A 24674-nucleotide genomic window follows, 5' to 3' on the forward strand; every position below is an offset into this window, starting at 1 on the left:
GCTAAGGCGATAGCACGGGTATTATCTATTTCACTGCCGATGTCTGTGCCTGTTACCGCAAAACCGCCGTTACCATCATTCAGGTATAATTTATTGATTTGAAAACATTACCAGCCACAAGGTCTAGGTCGCCGTCGCCGTCCACATCCCCTAAGGCGATAACATAGGTATTATCTGCTTCACTGCCGGCGTTTGTGCCTGCTTCGCTTCCGTTCGATAGTCTATGTTGCTGTTGTTTTGACCAAGCCAAATACAATGTTTTTTCTTCTGTCGACAAATTAGCCGTTGTATTTGCGCTGTCAATTAAGGTGCTATTTGAAAAGTCATCGGTGAAATCAGCAATACTAGCCGTAACATTAGCACTCATAACAAATGCGAGTACTGTGACAATACCTAATAAGTAATTACCATTTGTTAGGTATTTTTCTTTCATGAAATGCAACGTCTTATCCAAGATATCATTCTCTACAAAATTGTTATTTACAGTGAAATGATGCTATCCGTTCTCCTTATATTAATCCACCATTATTTTCAATTAAAACATAAGCTTATAGAACAAACGCATAAAAGACATATTGAAAAAACATTAGGTTGACAGGTTCCAGAGTGTATGAGTAGGCGGAGAAATATAGCCCCTAAAATTACTTGTGGAAAAGATTAACTAGGCAGATAAAAAACCATGACATAGGTTTTTTATCTGCCTATTAGTTACCTACGTATTATCAACGATTAGGCCTTATTTTCGAACGATGCTTCTTCGTACCAATCGTCCATGTTGTCGTACATTTCGCCTTTCAAAATATAATACGGAGATTTATGGTAAATCTTAATATCATGGAAAGGGTCGGTGGCTATCTTGCTAAACCAAACCAAGCCAGATTGCACACCCATCAGTTTGAATAAATGTACGGTTCTAAACACTATTGCACCTAAACCCACCACTAGCCAAATAATCGCCATGTTATTGATAAATCCTGCAAAGTCAGTTGCCGCGCTAAATATTCCAAAAAATGAGGGTTCAAAAAACAACACTATAGGTACCAACGCCCATATGGATAACAACACCACTTTACGTTGTAGGTTGTAACCCACTTTAACGCTTTCTTTATATTGGTGAGTGGTTTTGTTTACTTCGTCATAGGTCTTAGGTTCAAAAAAGAAATGCCCTGTTTGGCGTAACACCATAGCCAATAACCAGCCCACTAAAGCGGCTGCTGCGGGGTAATAAAACACTAAGATATAGCTCACAATAAAACAACTGGCACTGAGTAAATGTAAAAATTGGTTGATTCTATTATGGTGATAATAACGGTGATCATCCCAACGTTGTTTTTGTATTTCTTCAAAAAAAGTCATGTGGTTACCTATTAGTTAGTCAAAGTAAAATCAACAGCCTGTTTAAGCCGTTTAAGTGTTATGGAAAATTGGTTAAAGGCCCTGTTAATAATGGTTGCCCCATTTTTATGGACATACCTTTTTTAATGCCCTCACAAAACTGATAATTACTGGTGGCAAATAAAATAATGGTGGAGCCATGTTGGAAATAGCCCATTTCCTGACCTTTCTTAAATTGCCCATCACAGGGGATATTGTTTGGTCCGTGGTATTTTAAATCTAAGACTTTTGGCAAAAAATTAAACTTCATACTAGCCACTAAAATAGCCGCCACGGGCACTAATGTAATGCTGCTGGTTGGATGCTTAGTTTGTAGTTCGACTACTGCTCGTTCGTTTTTACAGAACAATTTTTCCACCCGTTTGAGGGCAACAGGGTTAACGTTCCACGTATCGCCTGATATGTAGGTAACCTTACTAACAGAACAATCAATGGGCGCATGAAATCGATGGTACATGCTAGATTTCAAACGTAGGGTCACGTATTTGCCATCACGGTATTTATGATTCAACAGGAAGTCGGGAATGAGTTCACTGATATCGTAAGGAAACCCTTTAGCTTGAAAAACTTGAGTCCCTTGAATATCACCGTATTCGCCGATAATGGCATCACATGGACTTACCACTCGTTCAGGGTGCAGGGCGATAGGTCTTAATCCGTCTTTTAACTCACGGGTAAAACATTCGCCTAAGCTAGTGAATTTTTGCTTTTTTGCATCTTCAAGCCTTAAGTCTTCGGCAAATAGTGACCACAGCCAGATAGAGAACTTGGTTAATAAAGGACTTTGTATTTGGCTATACCAACCCATAAATAGTGTTAACCATCTTCTTGGAATACGGTTGGTTAACAAAAAATTAAGTTGTTCGCGTTTAGTTAAAGTTTGCACACCCGTGGCCACGTTTAGGCCACCGTTTTTTGATTGTTGTACATAATAGGTAACTCTAAACCAACATCCTGCAAAAATTGCTGCATGATAGGTTCAGCTTGATATTCGGCAGCCCGTTGCAAAGCATGTTGTTGCATATTGCTTTGTATGTTTTGACTTGAAAAATACTCAACAATTTTGTCGCTCATTTCAGCAATGTCTCCCACCAAATAACCATTTTTGTTATTTTGGATAATGTCCTTCGGGCCTTTACAGTTGTAAGCAATAGTGGGCATACCATGCACAAACGCTTCTAAAATCACATTTCCAAAAGTATCGAAGCGTGACGGAAACACAAATAAATCTAAACCTAAATACAAGGCCGCTAATTGTTTTTTGTCTTGCCAGCCTAGAAATATGGCTTCTGGCAATGCTTGCTTAAGTTGTTGTTCTGCAGGACCTGAACCCGCCACCACAATTTTAAGATTAGGGATATGTTTTTTGGCGCGCTTTACAATTTCAGGCAACTCCAAAATCCCTTTCTCTTTGCTTATTCTGCAGGCAATAAACAACACCGGCGTATCATTATTGGCTCCAGGGATAATGCTCGCTTTGCTAATTTTGTGTATGCCTAGATCTCGAGGCTGAGTGTGATGCGCAGTCAAAAACACTTTGTCTTCTTCAAGCTGCATTTCATAACCTGTTAGCCACTCTTTGTGCTCACTGTTGAGCACAAAAACACCATCATATCTATTGTACAAGGCGCGCATTAAACGTCTGACACGATCTCTTTCGTGTTGATTTAAGTCGGTTGTATGTTTAATAAAATCCACCCAATCCGTGTGCATAAAGAAATAACTAGGCACATTGAACATTTGTTGAATAAACAGTGATACAGCGGCCATTGGCCCTTCAGTTGAACAAATAATTCTGTCGTAACCACCGTCATAAAAAATAGTCGCAATTTCCATCAAGTCGGGAATACGAATTTTTTGTTCGCCATAACGATGTACTTCAAATTCAGTAATGGGCCGTACCACATGTAAATGTGGAGCAGAGTCGAGATCTGCATGGCAGATCAAAAAATCGACTGGTAAGTCAGCTCGTTGAATTTCTTTAAGTTTGCCTGATAAGGATGCAGATACACCGTTCTTATCAAGTAACGTATCAGTGAGATAAAGGGCTCGGTTTGAGTGTTGATTTTTACCTAAATGTTGGGCGAATTGATTGAGCAACTGACGATTTTGATATAGCACTCGGGTCGAAGCCAAGGTAGATCCGGCTAAAATCAAACTGATTAGAAAAGGAAAAGACAAGTTATCTAGTAGCTTTTCAACACGAATATTACTCATATTGTCTTGGCGTTTGCCATCACCCAAAAATAGCGCAGTAAGTTGACTAGGAATTTCAAACTTACGGGTGATTTCTTCAGTCGAGAAACTGTCCAAACGAATGCCATTATTATCTTTAATTGCTGATTCCACTCTTTGTGCAATCAGTCGATTGAGATGCGTAAATAAGTCTTTAATGGCAAGGTTAACGGTTTCAGTGAATGCTTCAGGCCCGTCTTTTTTGCTGTCAGCTATTTTTTCTAACTGGTTAATGCAATATTTATAGTCTTTAGACACCTGCCATTTGAGTAATTTATTAGGTTTTTTACCTTGTAGTGCGTCATGCACAAAAGAGAAAAATTTCATGGTTTTTTTATGTTTTTGCATTTCTAACAACAGATTACTCACCATAAAACAGCCAATTTTGTCCCATGTAGAGCCACGGTGCAGCATGATCCTAAACAATCCAGGATCTTTGATTTTAGTCGCCACCTGAGAAAAATAATCGAGCAACGCAATATTGAGCTTTTGATTTTCACCTACTTGACCAAAAGGTGCGACATCCCCCTTTCTCAGTGCTTCCAATGCCAGTTCAGAAGCGGGTGTGGTTTTAAGACGTTCAGCTAAGTTTTCAATATATAAATAAGAGCCACACTGCCCCGCAAAAATACCAGTATGGTCATCTGAGCCGGCAGTCAACACTTTGGGTTTGTGTGGATCAACCCCAAAATCAGCGGGGTCCAAATTGTGTTTTTTGGCATAACCGAGGATCTTTTCAGGACTGAGGCTTTGTACCCAATTAAGAGTCAGCACACTCTGCCACAGATCCCTTTGCCCGTTTAACACTTCAAAACGTGCAAAAATCACCGCGAGCTTTTCAAACAAACTTAAGTCTATTTTTTCGTTGCGGGTATAGAAATATAAAGGGTGTGGCATGATAACAGGCAGATCTTCAGCCGCTGTATAACGTAAAAAATCGTACACGTTTTGACGTTTATTATTGAGTATGACTTCCTGTTCTTGGCTAAATCCATAGGTTAAGACGTGAATGAATAAATCGTACTCAGGGAAAAAGCAGGTAAACTCCGCTGCAACCAATACATCTATGCCTTTAGCCTTGAGATCCCAACAAGAACGGGCATTATTATGATTAGTAATGGTTGTAACTTGGCTGCCGTTTTCCTTGAGCAACTTGACTAACTTTTTGGTTTTTAACCATGTTTCTGGCAACCTGAGGATGCGCCCCCATAATTCATCGGGCACATCGCTATTATGGTCATGGCAATGTAAGTCAATTTTAAGACAATTTTCTGGGGCAAACCTGAGGCTCTGCTGCTGTAAAAAAACATCAAATTCAACGTTTAATGCCGGCCTAAAACTCTGCTCTAGTCCTTTATCTTTAACTTTTTCTTTAAACATATTTAACCTACCTGACTAGTGTTGTTATCTGACGAGGCTACAAATTTTCTTGCTGCTAAAGACTCATTGCTTGGATTAATCGAGCCTTTAAGTTTGCTCAGCGGCGCTGGCAATAAAGGGCGTAAAACGGGGAGCATGGTCCCCAACATATCCCCTAAAAATTGGCGCTTGATGGCTTTATTCGTCAGCCCATCACATGACCACCACCATCCATCTTGCAACATCTGTTTTGCTGCTTTAACAAAACAATCAATCACCTGTTCAAATTCAGCATCGGTGTAATTAAAACTCATGATAAACCGGCCCGTACCTGTCCAGCTGAGCTCCAGGCCAGCGTTCCGCAAGTAGAACTGCAACATCCAGTTGTAACGACTTGGTTGGGTATAAATCACAGATAATATTGAATGCATATTGGTAATTTTGAGAGGCAGTTGTTCTGCTAATAATCGCTGATTAAAGTGGGCTACTCGTTCATTCCAAAGCAGTTCAGAAGTTTGATACATAGCTTGAATATCAGGCAATTGAATGCGCCTGAGAAATTCATTCATTGCTCCCATCACATAGGGATGAGAATTAAAGGTGCCCCTAGCAAATGACACATCTACTGGTTTAGCTTCTTTGAAACGCTTCATAAGTGAGTGAGTACCCGCTAACACACCTACGGGGTAACCACCGCCTAGTGTTTTACCGTAGGTCACCATATCCGCCTGGATCCCAAAGAAACCTTGGGCACCGCGATAGCTCAATCTAAAACCCGTGAACACTTCATCAAATATCAGTACGATATTTTTCTGGGTGCAGATATCTCTTATTTTGCCTAACCACTGGCTATAGGCAGCTTTATCAAAGTGGGTGTTTCGGTCGCTAGCAATCAGCGCTACGTCTGATGCTGAATCGGCATTAGGATGAAAGGCTTGTAGTGGGTTAATCAATATACAAGCGATATCTTTGCGAGTTTTAAGCACATGCAAAGTGTGCTCACTTAAATCAGCTAAGGTGAACACATCCTGGGTTTTACGACTATTGCCGATGCCCGGTTGCACGCCATCCCACCAGCCATGGTAAGCTCCACATAAGCGCACAAGATGTGTTTTGCCAGTGTGATACCGTGCTAAACGTACGGCTTGCATAACAGCTTCGGTACCAGACATATGAAAGGAAACTTCGTCTAATCCCGATATTTGTTTAATTTGTGCCACATTTTCGCCAATCACAGGATGATAGGCGCCAAGTACTGGACCCAATGATTTGGTTTTCTGGGCACCGATTTCCATACATTCTTTATAGAAATCATAACCAAACAGGTTCACACCATAAGAGCCGGATAAATCATAACGCCAGTTATCATCCAAATCTTTTATTTGGCAGCCTTTGGTTTCATCAGCAATAGAGCCGAGTTTGAATGTTTTGCTTAACTGCTTTCGATATGGGAAGGGAATACGGTAGTGACTAGTAAAACGTACATCTGAAATACTTCGCTCAATTGACTCACAATAAGCCAAGGTTTTTGCAGATTGTTTTGCAAGGTTATCTTGTAATTTTTGCATGCCCGTTCGTCTGAGCAGAGCAATATTATGCGGCGCACCATCAGTACTAAAATACTCAGAGTCTGTATAAGTGAAAAATGGGATTTTAGCGGCTATACGCCTAGACCATTTACTGTGGCCTCGAAGAGACGGATGTTTAGCTCGAGAAAGTTGCAGACGGATGAAGACCTTCGATACTAGGTAACATCCAAATAAAATTAAAACAAAATAAGCGATGTAACTGAATTGCATATGTTTAGCTTAAGCCAACGGGTTTGGCTTAAGCTAACATCGCAGTTTGAATAAATTATTTCATTTTTGAGACGGTTTAATGACAACAGTCATTTAATACCCAAATACAAGGTATCAGCATTATTGTCAGACACTCAATTTCGTTCTTGTCATCGTCTCGCAACATTAAATCGAGTTATGATATACCTTAGTTTACCCTCAGCTAAAACTGATAAATTAATCCCAGCGCTAGGTTATTAACATTGTTCACTGACAGATTATAACGGGTGGCTTTTACAGTCATTTGGATATTGTCTGCTAGTTGGTAACCCATCTGTAAAGTGTAAAATAGGTTGGTATCACTATCACTGGTTACTGCCACACTGCCATTAAGCTCACTGCGGAAATCTAATTTCCAATGTAGCAACCCCATACCTACTGATGCGCTGAAGTCTTGGTGTTGCCACAAGGAGTATTGACTTTGCAGGCTAATTCCTTCGACCAACTTAGGGCCCGTGTTCGCCAGTATTTGATGGTATTGTTGAGCATTCAACACCTCCCCAGTATAACTAGCTGCTGCTTCACCTAAGTGCTCATAACTGAGTATGAACGAAATGTCGACATAGCGGAGTCCGCCACCAATGCTGTAACTGGTGCCGCTGTCATCCCGTGTTTGACTATTAATTTCTGTGTTGGCAGGCAGAGTGAATGCTCCTTTCACCTGACTGTGTCCAATATTGCCGGCCATAAACCATTGCGTCTCAGCCGCCGCAAGGCTCATGCTTACTGCAGCGGTAACAGCCGCCGCACTGTGTATCATTCCCTTTTTGCTGATTAGGAGTCTGCGGCGCTGACGGTAGAGTACTAGCCCCATCAGTCCGATTATCATTAGGCTTATACTGCCGCCCTTTGATTTATTTTTCACCGTCACACTTTGATACGCTTTTATGTCAACTGTCACCGTTGCACTAGCTTGCCCCCCCTGCCCATCATCAACGTTATAATCAATGGTGGTCGAACCGGAAAATCCACTAGAAGGTTTATAAGTTAAGGTATTGTCTTGATTGATAATAACGCTGCCTTCATCCACCGAGGCACTGACAATGGTTAAATCATCGCCATCAACATCACTGTCATTGGCTAACACATCAATGATAATACTGGTGCGATCATTAGTATTGGCACTGTCATTTTGGGCAATGGGCGCGTCATTCGCATAAACCGTCATGCTAACAGTACTACTATCCGTACCACCGTTACCATCTGATACGCTGTAAATAACCTTATCTTGGCCGATAAAGTCAGCCTTACTTTGATAAGCCAATTGATTTTCAGCGGTGATAGTGACATTTCCAAACGTGGCGGTGACCACACCAATTGTCAGATTATCGCCATCCGCGTCAGAATCATTTTCCAACACATCTATGATGATGGTCTCATTACGTTTAACTCTGGCGATATCCCCTTGGGCCACAGGTACTGAATTGTCTGTTAACAATACAGCTACGCCACCGGGATCAACAATTGTGCTATTGGCGATGCCGTCATTGTCATTTGGCCCACCATCTTCAATGGTTAACTGCACACACCAATGACTTTCTGTTAAACCTTCAGACCACTGAGCACTACTGGCCGGTGGAGGACAATACCCAGGTTCACCAGCCGCAGAGCGCAGGTAATTATTGGCATCTTCAATGAAGGTGCCCCAGCCAGCATTTTTACTGTATTTACGGTATATCGCGCCACTAGGAATAGGGCGTATTTGAGGCAATACAATTTGATAGTTCTGGCCTGCCTGCGGCAAACCGCTAGCGATATAATCAAATATACCACCCACTATCACTGCCTCAGCATCCTTACCAACACTGGTTTCAATATCCTTATCGGTCAGCTGTAAACCGCCGGTTTCACCAGCCGCAAGGGTATTACCTTTACGTAAACAGATCCCTGGTTCACCTTCCACTAGAAAAGCGTTTTGGTTTAAGACTTGTTCAGGCATTACGTTACATTCGGCTATCGTATCTTGGAAATCGGGAATACCATCTTGATCACTATCACCATATCCCTCTGCATTATCAGGAATACCATCGCCATCAGAATCAACATCGCTCAGCTCAAGCAAGGTATCAAGCACTTCTAAATAAAGGGTTTGAGTGGTGCTTAAGTGACCTTCTCCCTCATCGGTTGCCGTTACGCCAATGCTGTAAATCCCCGCAGGTAATGCGCTTGGATCGAGTTCGACAGTGTGCGCATCTGTCTCGCGGATGTTAAGGGCAGCGTCATAGACCCATTGAGTGCTCATCACATCCTCATTTGCATCAACTAGGCTTGCACTGATGATCACTAACCCACCACTAGGAGTCACCACCTGCCGAGCTTGACTATTTTGCACACTACTCAAACTGATAACAGGTGCCACATTCATCTCAACAATAGTCATAACCTGGCTCGATCTGCTGCTGAGATTCCCCTCGTCAAGGCTCACCGTCAGTGTTTCACTGCCTTCGATTAAATCGTCTTGAATAATATCAATCATCACTCTGGCTTGGGTGCCCGACTCAATTGTCACTTGTTGATTATCAATTACATAGTCACTCTCATCTACGCTGCCGCTTATATTAAGGGTGACTATTACCGGGTAACGTGGCGCCTTTCCATTGAGTATCACGTCGATACTCGCCGCTTTGCCTTCGACCACAACCTGATCTTTACCTAATGAGATAATGGGATGTACCACAACCTGCTGACTCGCGATGGTGGTTAAGCCCGTGTTTGGATCGATTGCTTGCCAATAGGCTATGTTGTTGCCTGGTCTAAATAGCGGCTGGCCATCCACTAATGAGATTGGCACAGACTGGCCTTGGCTATTAACTGCTGTTGCTACACCCAAATCAACTTTAGTGTATAGCCCAGTTGCATTAACTTCCATATCGTCTGGAACCGTGATGACTGGTGCGGTAACACTTAAATCACCTTTAATTAATACGTCTACCGTGGTGTCAGCGAAGGTGTTGTGACCATCGGTGATGGTATAGCGCAGTTGCACTTGACCGATAAATCCGGCTTGGGTTGTTAATGTTAGGTTTACGCCCTCCGCCTTCACTGTGCCTATGCTGCTATTGGCACCGCTAATCGACAGGCTATCATTGTCCAGATCGCTGTCATTACTCAATACATCTAGGGTATAAGTGTTGCTGTCATTCAGCTTAAACTCAGCACTATCGGCCACGGCTTTGGGCGCTTGGTTAACATTACTCACAGCCACACTGAAACTTAGCTTGGCTGTTGCATTATCAGCACCTGATTTATCGTTCACCGTAATAATAATATGACTACTAAGCTCAACATCATCTTGTTGCGGCGTGCCTGACAGTCTGCCAGTGGCAGTATCAAAAAGCATCCAGCTTGGCTGCCCACCGATACTAAAAGTCACTGTATCACCATCGGCATCTGACACACTCGGAGTGAAACTGTAAGGACTCCCCTCTGCAACTGTTGTTGCGGGTGTGCCGCTAATGACTGGCGCATCGTTGGTATTTGACACTCGAATGCTAAAGACCCTTAAGCTAGCTGTTGCATTAGCGCTATCTTTTACCGTAATAACAATATTAGAGGTAATGCCTACATCAGCATTACCTGGTGTCCCTGTTAATGTGCCCGTGGCGGTATCAAAAAGCATCCAGCTTGGCTGTCCACTGATACTAAAAGTCACGGTATCACCATCGGCATCCGACACACTTGGGGTGAAACGGTACGCACTCCCCTGTGCAACCGCTGTTGCAGGTGCGCCGCTAATGACCGGCGCAGTGTTGGTAACAGGTGGGACAACAACGACAGGTGGAACAACAATAACCGGCCCTGTATCGGCGAATTCCGTCACGGAAGCAGTAAGGTTCACATCTGCACTTAAGCCCGCCGCAGGCATAAAAGTAAGCGAACCAAGCGCCGCATTCACTGCGCTGAGGGTACCGCTAAGGGTTAACGTACCATTTGCGACCTCACAACCAGTCACCAGGCCACAGCTTAAGGTGCCGTAAGCAGCATCAGCCAAGCTGATGCTTAAAGTCACATCGTCGGTTTCTTCATCGTCAATACGATAACCATCCATAATGGCCACGGCGACGCCTGCGTCTTTTGAGATTGTTATGGTGCCAGCAAAATCACCAACATCAAACTTCATCACAGTGGTTTTAAAACTGTTGCCACCATCCTTATACACCACATAGGGTACATCGCTATTGCCAATGGCGATATGAGTGTAACCAACCGTGTTTGTCGAAAAGCCCGCCATGCCAACATCTACCCAAGTACTGCCATCAAACTTCTTCACCGTGACTCTATAACCATTGCCGCTATCCTGATACACCACATAGGGCACATCGTTACTGTCAAAGGCTATATCTGTGTAATTAACAGTACCTGCCGAGAAACCCGCCATGCCCACATCTACCCAAGCACTTCCATCAAACGTCTTCACCGTGGTGCCATTACCACCATCCCCATACACCACATAGGGCAAGTCATTACTGTCAAAGGCGATACCGGTGAAATTAACCGTGCCTGCCGAGAAGCCCGCCGTACCAACATCCACCCAAGTGCTGCCATCAAACTTCTTCACTGTGGCTTTAGTACCAATGCTACCGTCCTTATACACCACATAGGGTACATTGGTGCTGTCAAAGGCGATATGGGGGTAGCTAGCTGTGCCTGCCGAGAAGCCTACCGCACCAACATCCACCCAAGTGCTGCCATCAAACTTCATCACCGTGGCTTTATTATTATTGCCTTCATCCCGATACACCACATAGGGCACATCACTGCTGTCAAGGGCGATATCGGTGCGACCAACCATACCTGCAGAGAAACCCGCCGTACCTACAATCACCCAAGTGCTACCATCAAACATCATCGCAGTGGTTTTATCGCCATTGCTACCATCCTGATAGACCACATAGGGCACATCATTGCTGCCAAAGGCGATCTGGATGTAATTAGCAATGCCTGTCGAGAAGCCCGCGGTGCCAACATCCCCCCAAGTACCGTCATCAAACTTCTTCACCGTGGCTTTATTGTGGTTACCATCATCCTTATAAACCACATAGGGCACATCATTGCTGTCAAAGGCGATATCAGTAAAATCAGCAACGCCTGCCGAAAAACCCGCCGCACCTACCCTTTGCCACTTTTTCCCAACTATTTGCGGAGCATCATTCACCGGGGTCATGTTTAAGGTAAAGGTTTGGTTGCTTACTCCAGCGGCACTGTCTTCGCCGCCGTCGGCCACAGCAAACACAAAGCTATCGCTGACAGAGGTAGACGCGCCACCGTGTTGATAATATAACTGCCCATCAATAATGGTTTGCTGGGTGAAGGTGCCGCTGACTGCCAGTGCTTCTGTGTCGTCTAACTGAGCATTAGTATTAACATCCACAAACAAAGTGCCATAGGCAGGTAAAGTGCTAATAGTATAAGTTAGGCCATTTGGGGTATCGTCTGGGTCGTTGCTGCTTAATACACTGGCGGTAATAGCTTTAGTACTGCCTTCATCCAACGTTAAACCGCTGTTGATGTCCAGCGTTGGTGCATCATTATCGACGTTAGTCACGGTAATATTAGTACTCACGGGGCTCATAGACGCACCACCGCTGTCACTCAATGCAACCGTAAGGTTTACCGTGCCACTGACATTGGCAGCAGGTAAAAAGGTCAAAGATGTAAGCGCAGTATTCACCTCGGCAACCGTGCCCGTTAAGGTCAGAGTGCCCCCTGTTACACTGCATCCTGTTACCACTGAACCACAACTTAGTTGACCTTGGGCTGTATTAGCCAAACTCACCGTTAAGGTCACATCCTGACCTTCTTCATCGCTGACTTGATAACCAGTGAAAAAAGATACTGGCGTAGTAATGTCTTCGTTTAGGGTTAAATCAAAACCAGTAAAAACAATGTCATCAAACTTCATTACCGTGGCTTTGTCGCTATTACTATCATCCTTGTACACCACATAGGACACGTCGTTACTATCAAAGGCGATGCTAGTATAACTAGCAGTACCAGCCGAAAAACCTGCCGTGCCAACATCCACCCAAGTACTACCATTAAACGTTTTCACCACGGCATTATTGGCATTGCCTACATCCCGAAACACCACATAGGGCACATCGTTGCTGTTAATAGCGATATCAGCGAAAAGAGCCCTACCTACCGAGAAGCCCGCAGTACCCACATTCTCCCATGTGCTGCCATCAAATGTCATTACCGTAGATTTAGTATCATTGCCACCATCCTGATACACCACATAGGGCACGTTATTACTGTCAAAGGCGATGTTAGTGTATCGGGTAAAGTCTGCCGAGAAACCCGCCGCGCCCACATCCACCCAAGAGCCACCATCAAACTTCATCACCGTGGATTTACTGCTATTGCCACCATCCCCATACACCACATAAGGCACATCGTTACTATCAAAGGCGATGTCGGTGTCATTCGCAGCACCAGCCGAGAACCCCGCAGTACCAACACTTTGCCAATCACTACCATCAAACATCTTTACCGTGGCTTTAGAGTCATTGCCATAATCCCGATACACCACATAGGGCACATCGTTACTGTCAAAGGCTATATGAGTATTATTAGCAACACCTAACGAGAAGCCCGCGGTGCCAACATCCACCCAAGTGCCGCCATCAAGCTTCATCACAGTGGCTTTACTACTATTGCCACCATCTTTGTACACCACATAGGGCACATCGTGACTGTTAAAAGCGATGTTGGTGTTGTAAGCAATGCCTGCCGAGAAACCCGCACCGCCCACATCCATCCAAGCGCTGCCATCAAACTTCTTCACTGTAGTTTTATAGTCATTGCCAGCATCCTCATACGCCACATAGGGCACATCGTTGCTATCAAAGGCAATATCGGTGAATTCAGCAGAGCCTAACGAGAAGCCTGCCGCGCCAACACTTTGCCATTTATCCCCCGTCACTATTTGCGGAGCACTATTAATAGCGCCATTAGCTGTTGCTGCTGTTAGACTTAACAAAAGCAAAGAGGCTGCAAACAATGCTCGCCCTCTAGGCAATATTTGACATAAAACACTAACACCGCTCATTTTATTTTTCACTGCAACAACCTCAAGCCCATGGATGGAAAATTTAAACTTGATTAGATCTTATCATTCAGAAAAGGAGTGAAATGTGCGAAAAACCCCCACTATGTAACCTTGTGTAACCGCTATCGAAGTTGGTTTAGTGATTTGATATATAAAGCTTTTTAATGTATTAACTGTCCCAAATCACACCGTCTTAAATTTATCAGATAGAGCGCATATACATTATGAGTTACCCGCCATGAATTTGGATTTACAAATCCTCAGTTTTTCTTCAATTTTAGCGAGTATCGTTAGCTCTGTATTTTTCATATTGGTATGGCGGCTAAACCCGAATATGCCAGGGATAGGGCTTTGGTTATTAGCCGTAATTGGACAACCCATCTCAACAGCTTTGACAGCCTTAAGGGATATCATTCCGAATTGGATAAGCATACTTGTGAGTAACAGTATTAGTATGTGGTCCCTGTTATTGATTTATTTAGGGGCAAGAGTTTTTTTTGGTAAACAAAATAAGAATTGGAAGATTTTTTTGTTAACAACTTGTACATTTATCCCCGTATTTTCATATTTCATTTATATTGAACCTAACATTATCGCAAGAATTTATATTGCTTACGCTTACTCGTTTGTATTTATCTGCTTATCAGGTCATTGTGCTTTTTCTTTAAAATCCGACAAGCAAACTATTGGCAGCAAAATATATGGATTTATTTGTTTATTTATTGCCGCTGTGGTCATTGTTAGGCTATTAACTCTGGGGATTTTTGACGTAACAGTAAAACTATACGAACTGTCTATTAGCAACTTTTTTGGGCCATTTCTTGCCTATTTTGTTCCTAGTGCCATCACTTTAAGCGTATTTATTTTATGTTATGAAAAAAGAGAGCTAGACGTCAAAAAATTAGAGCTGACAGCGACTCAAGAAGTGAAATTAAAGAATAATATGTTAACCACATTAAGTCATGAGCTAAGAACCCCTTTAAACGGTATAGTGGGCTTAGCCCAATTGATGAAACCCAAAGTTAACGATAAGTCCTTAATTGATGATCTTAATACGATAATTAAGTCAGGCAATAATTTGGCCACATTAAGCACTAACATTTTAGAGTATGCGGTCTCGGAAAGTAAAAATATCCACTTAAAACCCGCCAATATCAATGTCATGAGCCTTATTAGCGAATTAAGTCACTTGCTCACCCCTATGGCAAAAAACAAAGACTTAACATTAAACATAACTGCACCGAGCGACTTTCCTGAGTCTTTACTCATTGACGCAGATAAACTACACAGCATACTGATTAACCTTGTTGATAATGCCATCAAGTACACAGATGAAGGCACGATTACAATCCACGCCCATTATCAAAAACAAATAAACGCCCAATATCTAATTACTTTATCTGTGAGTGATACTGGCAGCGGTATGAGTGAGGAAGAGCAAAGTTCTCTGTTGTTGCCTTTTGCCCGTGCTGAGCAAGTACTTTCAAAACAACAAGGTTCAGGCGTAGGATTGGCGTTAACCACAAAACTATTACAGGCTATGGATAGCACCTTAGAAGTCAGCAGCCAATTACATGTAGGAACTAAAATGGCGTTTTCCATTTTATGTGACAAAGGGGCACCCAATCCCATTACTAAACAGCCAGCCAATGCATTGTTGCAAGCATTAAATATTTTATTAGTAGAGGACGGGCAATTAAATATAGATGTCGTAACAGCAATGTTAGTCAAAAATCAACATTCTGTGCATTGTGCAACAACAGGGCAGCAAGCCATCGCTATGTGTATTAATACTCAATTTGATCTCATACTACTGGACATGCAATTGCCTGATTGTCATGGTACTGAGGTATTATCAGAAATTAGAAGCCAAGGATGGAATATCAATACACCTGTCATTGTTTTAACTGCAGCGGTAACACCAAAAGATAAAGCCATTTATAATCAATTACCCGTTTCCAGCGTGGTCGAAAAGCCTATCATGGAAGACACGCTTGCCTTGGCCATAAGCGCCAGTCAGTCACAGACCTTTAATATTGCTGAATCAACAGGGACATCTGCAAAACCCGTGATTTTTGATTGTGGTCCGTTCATATTTTTACAATCAAATTTGAGCAAACAGCAACTGAATCTAGAGATACAGAAACTACCAGAATACATAAGCACTTCACTGTCTACGATTTTGGAACTAGATGATGAAAAATTAATAGACAAACATCTGCATAAACTGACCAGTTATATAGGTCAGTTTGGTATGTTACAACTGGCAAAAGCAATACAGCAACTTGATGTCAGCTCGTTTGAAAGAAAACAATTTATTCTGAATAGCATAAATCCATTAGTTGATATTTCAATTACAAATCTAATGCATTATTTTGAGGTTCATAATGACTAAGCAGCCAGTATTTCACGTTACTTTGGTGGAAGATGACCCTTTATTACGTGTGTCTTTACGTAATTTTTTTGTGGGCCAAGGGTTTGTTGTTAATGACTTTGAAACGGCCGAGTCTGCATTCGAATTTATTCAAACAAACGATACAAACGTTTTAGTTTGCGACATTGTTTTACCTAAACAAAGTGGTTATCAACTATTCGAAAAATTAAGCTCAAAACCTCATTTAGGTAAGATTTTTATCTCTGGTAAATCAGAAGTTGAAGACCGTATAAAGGGGCTGAGATTAGGGGCTGACGATTATTTATGTAAGCCCATAGATCAAACCGAATTATTGTTAAGAACTAAAGCACTGTTAGCCCGACTTAATTATAATTCTCTAGACTGTAAAGAAGAATCGTCTGAACTGAAGCTATTAGATTTTTCCATCAACATTGAAACTAGGATGATTACTGGCACATTATCAGAGATTGAATTGGGTATAGTTGAATTCGACTTATTGGCATATTTAATCGCTCATCATGGTAAAATTTGCAACCGAAAGAATATAAGTAATATTTTGCCGCCCAATGAACGGGACATAGAGGGGCGCAGTTTAGACAATTTAGTGGCTAGAGTTAGAAAAAAACTGGCTGTAATTGGCAGCAATAGTAATCATATAGTGACTTTTCGAAGCAAAGGCTACATGTTAAAAATGTCTATTCACTAAATCACATTGTTTTGATCTTCTAAATACAGCTAACGCAGATACTCATCCAAGGCAGCAAACATTAGATCGCATCTTGTTCAGTATTAAACACCACTCTTGTAACTTTTTGTTCTTCCCTTCTAGCCTTCAATGCCAACATACAAGGGGTCAGTACTAAGGTTAGAACAGTAGCAAATGCTAAGCCACCAGCCACAGCAGTAGCAAGTTGCGACCACCACTCTGTTGATGGGCCACCGATATCCACATTGCGGCCAATAAAATCGATATTGATCTCTGCCACCATAGGTAACAAACCTAAAATGGTGGTGACAGTGGTCATTAATACCGGGCGCAAGCGCTGGGCACCGGTACGTAAAATGGCTTCCATAGCAGGCACACCTTCTTTACGTAAAATATTGTAAGTGTCGATAAGCACAATATTGTTATTCACCACTATGCCCGCTAAAGCAATCACACCTATACCAGACATCACTATGCCGAAAGGTTTTTGGAAAATAAGTAAACCCAGGAACACACCTACAGTAGAAAATAATACTGCGCTTAAAATTAAAAATGCCTGATAAAAGCTATTAAACTGGGTGACCAGAATAATTGCCATCACAAACAGTGCAATTAAAAATGCTTTTTCTAAGAACTGGGTCGACTCATCTTGTTCTGCATTTTGCCCTTTTACTGTTAGGTTTACCCGAGGATCTAACCCCAGTGTCGGTAACAGTTCCTGCAATTTAGGGAGTTCAATACTTAATAACTCTCCGGGTACCATGTTTGCTTGCACTGTGATCACCCTTTGGCTATCGATATGCCTAATAAGGTCAGTTTTAGGTTTAGCGGTACGCTCTACAAAATTGGAGATGGGCACCATGCCCCCAGCGGTTTTCATCCTAAGCTCATCAAGTTTGCCAATAAACCTAGATTCAAGGGGATAACGCACCCGAATATCCAACTCATCATCCACATCATCAGGACGGTACTCGCCAATTTTCAAACCATTAGTGAGAAATTGTACTGTGCTGCCCACTAGCGTGGCATCGGCACCAAAACGCGCGGCATCGGCTCGATTGACTTTGAGTTGCCATTCAATTCCAGGTTTAGAGGCGGTATCACTGATAGACGTAAACTTATCGTTATTATCTAACACCGTACGAATTTTGTGGGCTGCCTCATCTAACAATTCAGGAAATCGAGATGACAACTGGATCTGTAAATCTTTACCTGATTGCGGGCCACCTTGATCAGGAGAAATTTCAATATCCATTCCTGCCATACCCTTTAAGCGAGTTTGGACTTCTTTAAGCACTTCATCTGAATGAGGGCGTATATGCCAATCAACCAAATTCAGTCGCAAATACCCTATTTGGTCTTGACCTCCGGTACGTACATACAAAGTTTCAATGGCTGGCATATCAAGTAGACGATCCTCAACTTTACGCACCACTTGATCTTTTTCATATATCGACAAATCACCGGCACTGCGCACTGTGACATTGATACCACGCACATCAACATTAGGAAAAAACTGGGTACCTAAACCTGATAACCCATAAGCAGTGAAAGATAAAAAGGCCACCACTATGGCAGCTAATAATATTTTCCACGGATGTTGAATAGCTGTCGCGAGAACACGGATATATTTGCCCGTAAAACCTTGTAAGTTTTTGATATCACCATTTTCAGCTTCATGTAATTGCTGTTTGTCGAACTCAGAAACATGTCTAGGCTTGCCAAAAACACCACCTAACACAGGTACAAAAATGAGCGCCATTAGTAAAGATGCGGACAACACAGCAATCAGGGTAAAGGGTAAATATTTCATAAATTCACCCATCATGCCCGGCCAGAACATCAAAGGTGCAAAAGCCGCTAAGGTGGTGGCAGTAGAAGCAATAATAGGCCAAGCCATACGTTGTGCGGCTTTGCTGTAGGCCACTTTTTTATCCATGCCTTCACTCATACAGCGGTCGGCATATTCGGTCACTACTATGGCGCCATCTACCAACATACCCACAGCCATAATGAGTGAAAATAGCACTACTGTATTTAAGGTGTAACCAAACAAAGAAATAATGAGAATTCCCGTCAGGAAAGATCCGGGGATAGATACACCCACTAAAAATGCGGTGCGTAGGCCTAAAATAGCCACAATTACAATTGCCACTAAAATGACGGCGCTGGATACGTTATTTTGCAGATCATTTAGCATCATGTTGACGTCAATGGTTTGATCGCCTGTGTAACTGACATTAATGCTGGCTGGCCAAATGCTTGACTCTTGAGCGGCTGTGACTAGGGTTTTTACGTTAGCAACGGTTTCCAGCATATTTTCACCGGGGCGTTTTTTCACTTCGAGTGAAACAGATGATTCACCGTTTAAGCGTGCAAAACTACTAGGATCTTTGTAAGAACGCCTAACTTGCGCCACATCTTGGAAGGTAATAACACTATCACCTTGTACTTTAACTGGCTGCTCCATGACATCTTTTACTGATTCAAAAATAGACGGCACCTTAACCGCAAAGCTACCTTTGCCATTATCCATAGTCCCAGCTGGAACAAGCCGGTTGTTGCGAGACAATAAATTAAGAATGTCTGTTTGATCGAGTCCATAAGACTCCATTAACAAAGGATCGACCACTATTTCTACTATATCCTCGCGGTCGCCGCCAATCTCCACTTCAAGTACTTCACTTATGCCTTCAAGTCGGTTTTTTAGCTCACGTGCCACTGTGACCAACGCTCTTTCTGAAACAGGTCCCGATAACACCACAGTCACCGCAGCTTGTTGCCCTGCCATGGTCACTTCATGAATAGTGGGTTCCTCAGTTTCTGATGGCAATTTTGCTCTGGCGACTGTGACTTTGTCTCGCACATCAGCAAGGGCTGCGTCAGAATCAAGACCGGCTATAAATTCCAAGGTGATACTGGCAAAACCTTCACCAGCAGTCGCCCGCATCTCCTTAACACCATCAATAGATCGCAACTCGCGCTCCATGGGTTTAACTAACATACGCTCAGAATCTTCTGGGGAAATACCGTCGTGTACTATAGATACATAGATCACTGGGATAGGCACGTCTGGGTTAGACTCTTTGGGGATATTCGAATAAGTCACCACACCCGAAACCAGTAACAATACAAATACCATCAACACAGTACGGCTGTGGCTTAAAGCGCCATAAATTAGATTATTCATTAGTTAGCCTTAGAAGAAAGACTATTTGAGAAATTGCCGCTTGCATCAATGCGCTCTACCTCAACCTTGTCACCGTCTCGCACAAAACCATGACCTAGGGTAATAATGTCAGCTTGTTGGCCCATGCCAGACAACCACACTCCTTGGCTGTCACTTTTTACAATATCGATAGGCACAAACTTCACATGTTCATTTACAACAATTTTAACGCCCAAATTGCCCTCTTCGTCCAAAGCCATCACCGCTGGTGAAATACGCATGGCCCAAGTTGTTTCTAGGGGTAAGGCTAACTCAGTGCTCATGCCAGCCATTTGAGTAAAATCAGGATTAGGCACTTCCACTTCAATTTTGAAGGTGTTGGTGCCAAGTTCGGAAATACTGGAGATGTAACGAATTTTACCTTGTAACACATCGCCAGACACCATACGACTAGTCGCTTTCTGACCGGCTTTAAGATCTTGAACATTGATCTCTGTTACATTGGCACTGATCACTAAAGGGTCTAAATCGACTAAGATGGCAACATTATCTCCATCCTTAAGAAAGTCACCCACTTCGGCAAATCGTTGGTTTATGATGCCATCAAAAGGTGCGGTGATTTCTGACCTAGATACGGCTAATTCATAGGACACCACATCTGCTTTAGCCATCTCTAAATTAGCGCTAGCTTGAGCCAAGGCGGTTTGCGATTGATAACCTTGCTTTCCTAGAGATTCTGCCCCCTTAAGCTCTACTTCACGTTGTTTGAAGATGGCTTTTGCAGACTGTAAACGGCTAACGTATTCACTTTTTTCAAGGCTTATAATTTTTTGGCCCTTACTGACACGATCACCTTCTTGCGCATGCACTTCTTTAACTAAGCCTTTTACTTCGGTGCGTAAGGTGGCGATCCGATCAGGTTCGGTCCTTCCGTACAAGCTTATTTCACGAGTAACTTCATCAGCAGCAATATGCTCTACCGTGACTTTAACCAATGGTATTTCGGTACTTTTAGATTTTGCGGAGTCATCTTCGTTTTCCTCTTTCAGCATACCTGAGGCAACCCATAAACAAAGAGCAATAAAGATAATCAACGCAATCCATGCTGGTTGCTGTCTAAGTTTGTTGAGGGTAAACGCCATGATTAATCCGCGATAATTTAAGTTCGCACAATTTACACTTTTTTTGCAGCAATATCATGGCGAAAATCAGTAATTAGGCAGGGAAAATGTTACTAAATGCTTAGGTTGTTACAATACACCATTAAAGTGAAAGGATTAAAATTGAACCTAAATGACTACTGCTCTAGCTGATAAATAGCGTCAGTTATTGATTCCATTTTATCAACCAACACTGCTTGGGCATCGTAGAGACCTTGATTATAATAAATGGCCCCCATTTCTTTAGAAATAAAATCTAAAAGAAAGTCAGCGTCAAATTGGCCTAACTCTATATCCAATTCTTTGCTCATGTATTTTTGTAACTTTTGAATAAGTTGTTCTTTTTGCTGTGCAGGAAATTCAATTTTTGACAAAACTTGCTCCTTAGTAATTTAAATTCAGGTTGAAGAAAGAAAAATCTACATTCGTATTCAATATTTATTACACAGAATTATTGGTGACAACAACAATCAAGGCATCTGATGTAAACAAGCATCAATATTTGGAAAATATCTTTGATTATGAAAGTTGACGTGGTGATAGTACAGTTTAATAATAAGCAAATAAAAATCAGATTATCAGGCACTTAGTGAATTAATGATGATACATCTGGCCATTATAGTAACCTAGTATAACCGTGTATTCGAGGTTACCTATACTTACAATCACAAGGATATCAGCTTGTTAATGCCATTATTCTTTTTACTGACTAGTGCATTTAATGTACCTCCAGTTGAGGTAACAGAACATTTCACTTCTATTCCCCTGAGTTATCAAGTTCAAGTGTTACAAACCGAGCAGGATATAAGCTTTCAAGAAGCGCTTTCAGCTGCCGAAAAGGGATTATTTTCGACACCTTCTGTTGGTTTGGTTTTCCCCGGTGGCCCTCATTATTATTGGGCACAATTTAATGTTAAAAATCAGACCACTGTCACTAAAAGTATTTTTATCGAGGTACGCAACGCCCATCTTAATCATCTTGAGGTTTTTGAATACACTGGTAATGGTTTTGACTATGCCAGCCTAGGTAAAACTGGGGATTATCTGAATTTCGACAGTAGACCAATAAATTATCGTTTTTTTGCATTTGAAACTAAATTGATGCCCGGCGAAATGCGCTCATTTTTGCTGCATACGGATAAATTTAATGAATCGATAAAGTTTCCTATTGCCATACATACGGGTGAAGGTTTTTTTAGTACCCTTAGCAATGAGTCTGCTTTATTGGGGGGATACTTTGGCATTTATAGCTTAGTAGTATTGCTGCTGTTAATAATAGTTCTCAGTAAACCTTCCCTACTAAATATTTCACTATTGTTCTATGTGGTAGGCTTTTCGCTATTAGCCTACAGCAATTCAGGAATGGGCTTTCAACATTCGTGGCCAAACATGGCTGTTTTCAATAGTCTTTCTCGATCCATCTTTGCTTCGATTGCCAGTGTATCTTTAATGTTTTTTGCTTACGCCAGCCTTGATTTAAACAAAAAACGACATTCCACTATTTCAACTTTTCACCGCATTTTCACCTTGTATGTGTTTTTAAATGCTTTGTTGTTCATTGCTTATTACTTTTTAGTTTGGTTACAAAGCCCCTATCTTACGCACTTTAACGTATTGGTTTTACAGTTACCTATGGGAGCACAATTTTTCTATTTAATGTTGCTGTCAATTTATTTAACAATGACACAACGCAAAATAAATCACCTACTTTTCTTATTGGCTATCAGTGGGGTTGCACTTGCATCGTTAGTATTCTTTTTTGAACAGATTGGTGAACCCATAATTGACTTTGCCCAAGAACAAATAATGCTGGGCGCACTGGTGTTTGACTTTGCTATATTGTCGAGTTTAGTGGGTATTGAATTTTATCAAATACGCAGCCGCAATAGATCTTTAGCTGACTCATTAAATAAAGCCATAGTAGAAGGTGCAGAAAATTTTCTAGAAGGTCAGCATATTGAAAGAAGTCGCCTAGCTCAGCAAGTTCATGATGGTGCAGGTGTAAAGTTATCAGCCTTACAAATGCAACTCTCGGTGCTCGCCACTCAAGATAAGCAACAACAACAAAAGTTAATTCAAACAGTCAGTACAATAGCCGAAGACATTCGCAACTACGCACATAATTTAAGTCCAATAATACTTGAAAAATACGGTTTTATTGATGCTATTGAAGAGGTGGTTGACTCGCTCAATATCGAACAAAAAGCCCTAAAAATTATTTTTGAGCATGACCAGAGTACCGTTCATAAAAAAAATGTAGAGCGGGAATTATATTTCATTTGTCTTGAACTGATCAACAATGCTCTGAAACATTCTGAAGGTACAGAAGTGCTGATACAATTTACCACTACAAGCACTGAATGGTGTTTGCAAGTAAAGGACAATGGGGAAGGTTATGACGCTATGATGGGAAAAAATTCAGGTATAGGATTACAAGGGATCCACTGGCGATTACAGCTATTGAATAGCCAGATGTTGACATATTACAAACAAGGCATACAAATTCATCAGATTAAAATTCCATACTTTTCTGATGTAAAAGCTTGATCAGTCCATTGTTGCTGCGTACATCTAGTTTTTTGAAAATATTCTTTTTGTGAGTTCTAACGGTGTTGTAACTGATGAATAATATATCGGCAATTTCTTGATCGCTATTTCCATCCTGCACCAAAGATATAATTTGATTTTCTCGTTGGGATACTCCCTCTAGTGTATTAACTCTAAGCACATGATCTATATTACTTTTATAGTCAGCGGTGACTTCCTGTGGAAAATCGATTCCTCCAGCCAAAATTTTATTAACTACCCCACAGAATTCCTGCTGGCCGGTATTTTTAACTAAATAACCTAGTGCACCCGCTTCTTTAGCCTTATTTATAAATTTTTTGTTGCCATAAGACGTAAAAACAAGAATTTTGGTCTGAGGTGATAATTCTAAAAAACAACTCATATGATCAAGTGAATTGGTTCCATTTATATTCAAATCTAAGACTAACAAATCAAAATATTCACGGCTTAATAGCTCTCCTATTTGCTCAATAGAAGCAGCGTATTGTAGCTCAGTCACTGATATTGTATTTTCCAACATCGACTGAATCCCATCAAATATCACCTTATGATCATCTCCTACCAATATTCTCAAATCACCCATCCCCCCCAAAACTCCATTTTATTACTTTATGACCCAGCATGACAGCTAGATAGCCAAACTGAAAATACCGCAATTTGCGTATTTCGCAAACTTACCAATTAGATAACACTTCTATTCCACTATGAATATTTAAAGCAAGAGGTTCGTTTTAAGCCCGCCAAAAGATAAAAAATATTCAACATTAGTTGCACTGACTAAATTAATTTGAACACTTA

Annotated in this window: 13 protein-coding genes; 3 read left to right on the forward strand and 10 right to left on the reverse strand. The window is 41.7% G+C overall.

The window, feature by feature from the left end:
* Window positions 1-79 precede the first annotated feature (79 nt).
* The 6 genes from GARC_RS25305 to GARC_RS25330 all read right to left on the reverse strand — a co-directional run bounded on the left by GARC_RS25305 (window position 80) and on the right by GARC_RS25330 (window position 13890).
* The gene (locus GARC_RS25305; protein ID WP_153811028.1) at window positions 80-454 is read right to left on the reverse strand and encodes a hypothetical protein; all 375 of its coding nucleotides are present in this window, start codon (window positions 452-454) and stop codon (window positions 80-82) included.
* 275 nt (window positions 455-729) lie between these two features.
* A complete protein-coding gene (locus GARC_RS25310) occupies window positions 730-1356 on the reverse strand; it encodes a DUF962 domain-containing protein (protein WP_007625909.1) in 627 nt (208 codons plus the stop codon).
* Between the two features lie 58 nt (window positions 1357-1414).
* Window positions 1415-2281: an archaetidylserine decarboxylase gene (asd, locus tag GARC_RS25315; RefSeq protein WP_226989339.1), complete on the reverse strand. Its 867-nt coding sequence runs from the start codon at window positions 2279-2281 to the stop codon at window positions 1415-1417.
* A 14-nt stretch (window positions 2282-2295) separates the two neighbouring features.
* On the reverse strand, window positions 2296-5010 hold the full coding sequence (locus GARC_RS25320; protein WP_007625912.1) for a glycosyltransferase: 2715 nt from the start codon (window positions 5008-5010) through the stop codon (window positions 2296-2298).
* Between the two features lie 2 nt (window positions 5011-5012).
* The gene (locus GARC_RS25325) at window positions 5013-6788 is read right to left on the reverse strand and encodes an aminotransferase class III-fold pyridoxal phosphate-dependent enzyme (protein ID WP_007625914.1); all 1776 of its coding nucleotides are present in this window, start codon (window positions 6786-6788) and stop codon (window positions 5013-5015) included.
* A gap of 202 nt (window positions 6789-6990) precedes the next feature.
* Window positions 6991-13890, reverse strand: a complete 6900-nt coding sequence (locus GARC_RS25330; RefSeq protein WP_007625915.1) for an Ig-like domain-containing protein — start codon at window positions 13888-13890, stop codon at window positions 6991-6993.
* 517 nt (window positions 13891-14407) lie between these two features.
* Between GARC_RS25330 and GARC_RS25340 the strand changes: the two genes are divergently transcribed.
* Window positions 14408-16273 (forward strand): ATP-binding protein, encoded by a 1866-nt coding sequence (locus GARC_RS25340; RefSeq protein ID WP_161603945.1) that lies wholly within the window; start codon window positions 14408-14410, stop codon window positions 16271-16273.
* Window positions 16266-16979, forward strand: a complete 714-nt coding sequence (locus GARC_RS25345) for a response regulator transcription factor (RefSeq protein ID WP_007625917.1) — start codon at window positions 16266-16268, stop codon at window positions 16977-16979. Before GARC_RS25340 ends, GARC_RS25345 begins: the two co-directional genes overlap by 8 nt.
* 61 nt (window positions 16980-17040) lie before the next feature.
* Here GARC_RS25345 and GARC_RS25350 read toward each other — a convergent pair whose 3' ends face one another.
* The 3 genes from GARC_RS25350 to GARC_RS25360 form a co-directional block, all read right to left on the reverse strand.
* On the reverse strand, window positions 17041-20169 hold the full coding sequence (locus GARC_RS25350; protein WP_007625922.1) for an efflux RND transporter permease subunit: 3129 nt from the start codon (window positions 20167-20169) through the stop codon (window positions 17041-17043).
* A complete protein-coding gene (locus GARC_RS25355; RefSeq protein ID WP_007625924.1) occupies window positions 20169-21290 on the reverse strand; it encodes an efflux RND transporter periplasmic adaptor subunit in 1122 nt (373 codons plus the stop codon). Before GARC_RS25355 ends, GARC_RS25350 begins: the two co-directional genes overlap by 1 nt.
* A gap of 155 nt (window positions 21291-21445) precedes the next feature.
* Window positions 21446-21682, reverse strand: a complete 237-nt coding sequence (locus GARC_RS25360; RefSeq protein WP_007625926.1) for a DUF2164 domain-containing protein — start codon at window positions 21680-21682, stop codon at window positions 21446-21448.
* Window positions 21683-21995: 313 nt separating this feature from the next.
* Here GARC_RS25360 and GARC_RS25365 point away from each other — a divergent pair, with 313 nt between their 5' ends.
* Entirely contained in the window at window positions 21996-23855 is a 1860-nt protein-coding gene (locus GARC_RS25365) for a sensor histidine kinase (RefSeq protein ID WP_039990532.1), read from the forward strand.
* Here GARC_RS25365 and GARC_RS25370 read toward each other — a convergent pair.
* The gene (locus GARC_RS25370; RefSeq protein WP_007625931.1) at window positions 23821-24459 is read right to left on the reverse strand and encodes a response regulator; all 639 of its coding nucleotides are present in this window, start codon (window positions 24457-24459) and stop codon (window positions 23821-23823) included. The two genes, GARC_RS25365 and GARC_RS25370, sit on opposite strands and share 35 nt — an antisense overlap.
* Window positions 24460-24674: the final 215 nt, after the last annotated feature.

The organism is Paraglaciecola arctica BSs20135, assembly GCF_000314995.1.
Lineage (GTDB): Bacteria > Pseudomonadota > Gammaproteobacteria > Enterobacterales > Alteromonadaceae > Paraglaciecola > Paraglaciecola arctica.

Excerpts from the sequence above, each read along its gene's own strand:
- GARC_RS25345 (WP_007625917.1), top strand. The coding sequence starts at position 16,266 with ATGACTAAGCAGCCAGTATTTCACGTTACTTTGGTGGAAGATGACCCT.
- GARC_RS25350 (WP_007625922.1), bottom strand. The coding sequence starts at position 20,169 with ATGAATAATCTAATTTATGGCGCTTTAAGCCACAGCCGTACTGTGTTG.
- GARC_RS25325 (WP_007625914.1), bottom strand. The coding sequence starts at position 6,788 with ATGCAATTCAGTTACATCGCTTATTTTGTTTTAATTTTATTTGGATGT.
- GARC_RS25320 (WP_007625912.1), bottom strand. The coding sequence starts at position 5,010 with ATGTTTAAAGAAAAAGTTAAAGATAAAGGACTAGAGCAGAGTTTTAGG.
- GARC_RS25365 (WP_039990532.1), top strand. The coding sequence starts at position 21,996 with ATGCCATTATTCTTTTTACTGACTAGTGCATTTAATGTACCTCCAGTT.
- GARC_RS25310 (WP_007625909.1), bottom strand. The coding sequence starts at position 1,356 with ATGACTTTTTTTGAAGAAATACAAAAACAACGTTGGGATGATCACCGT.
- GARC_RS25355 (WP_007625924.1), bottom strand. The coding sequence starts at position 21,290 with ATGGCGTTTACCCTCAACAAACTTAGACAGCAACCAGCATGGATTGCG.
- GARC_RS25370 (WP_007625931.1), bottom strand. The coding sequence starts at position 24,459 with ATGGGTGATTTGAGAATATTGGTAGGAGATGATCATAAGGTGATATTT.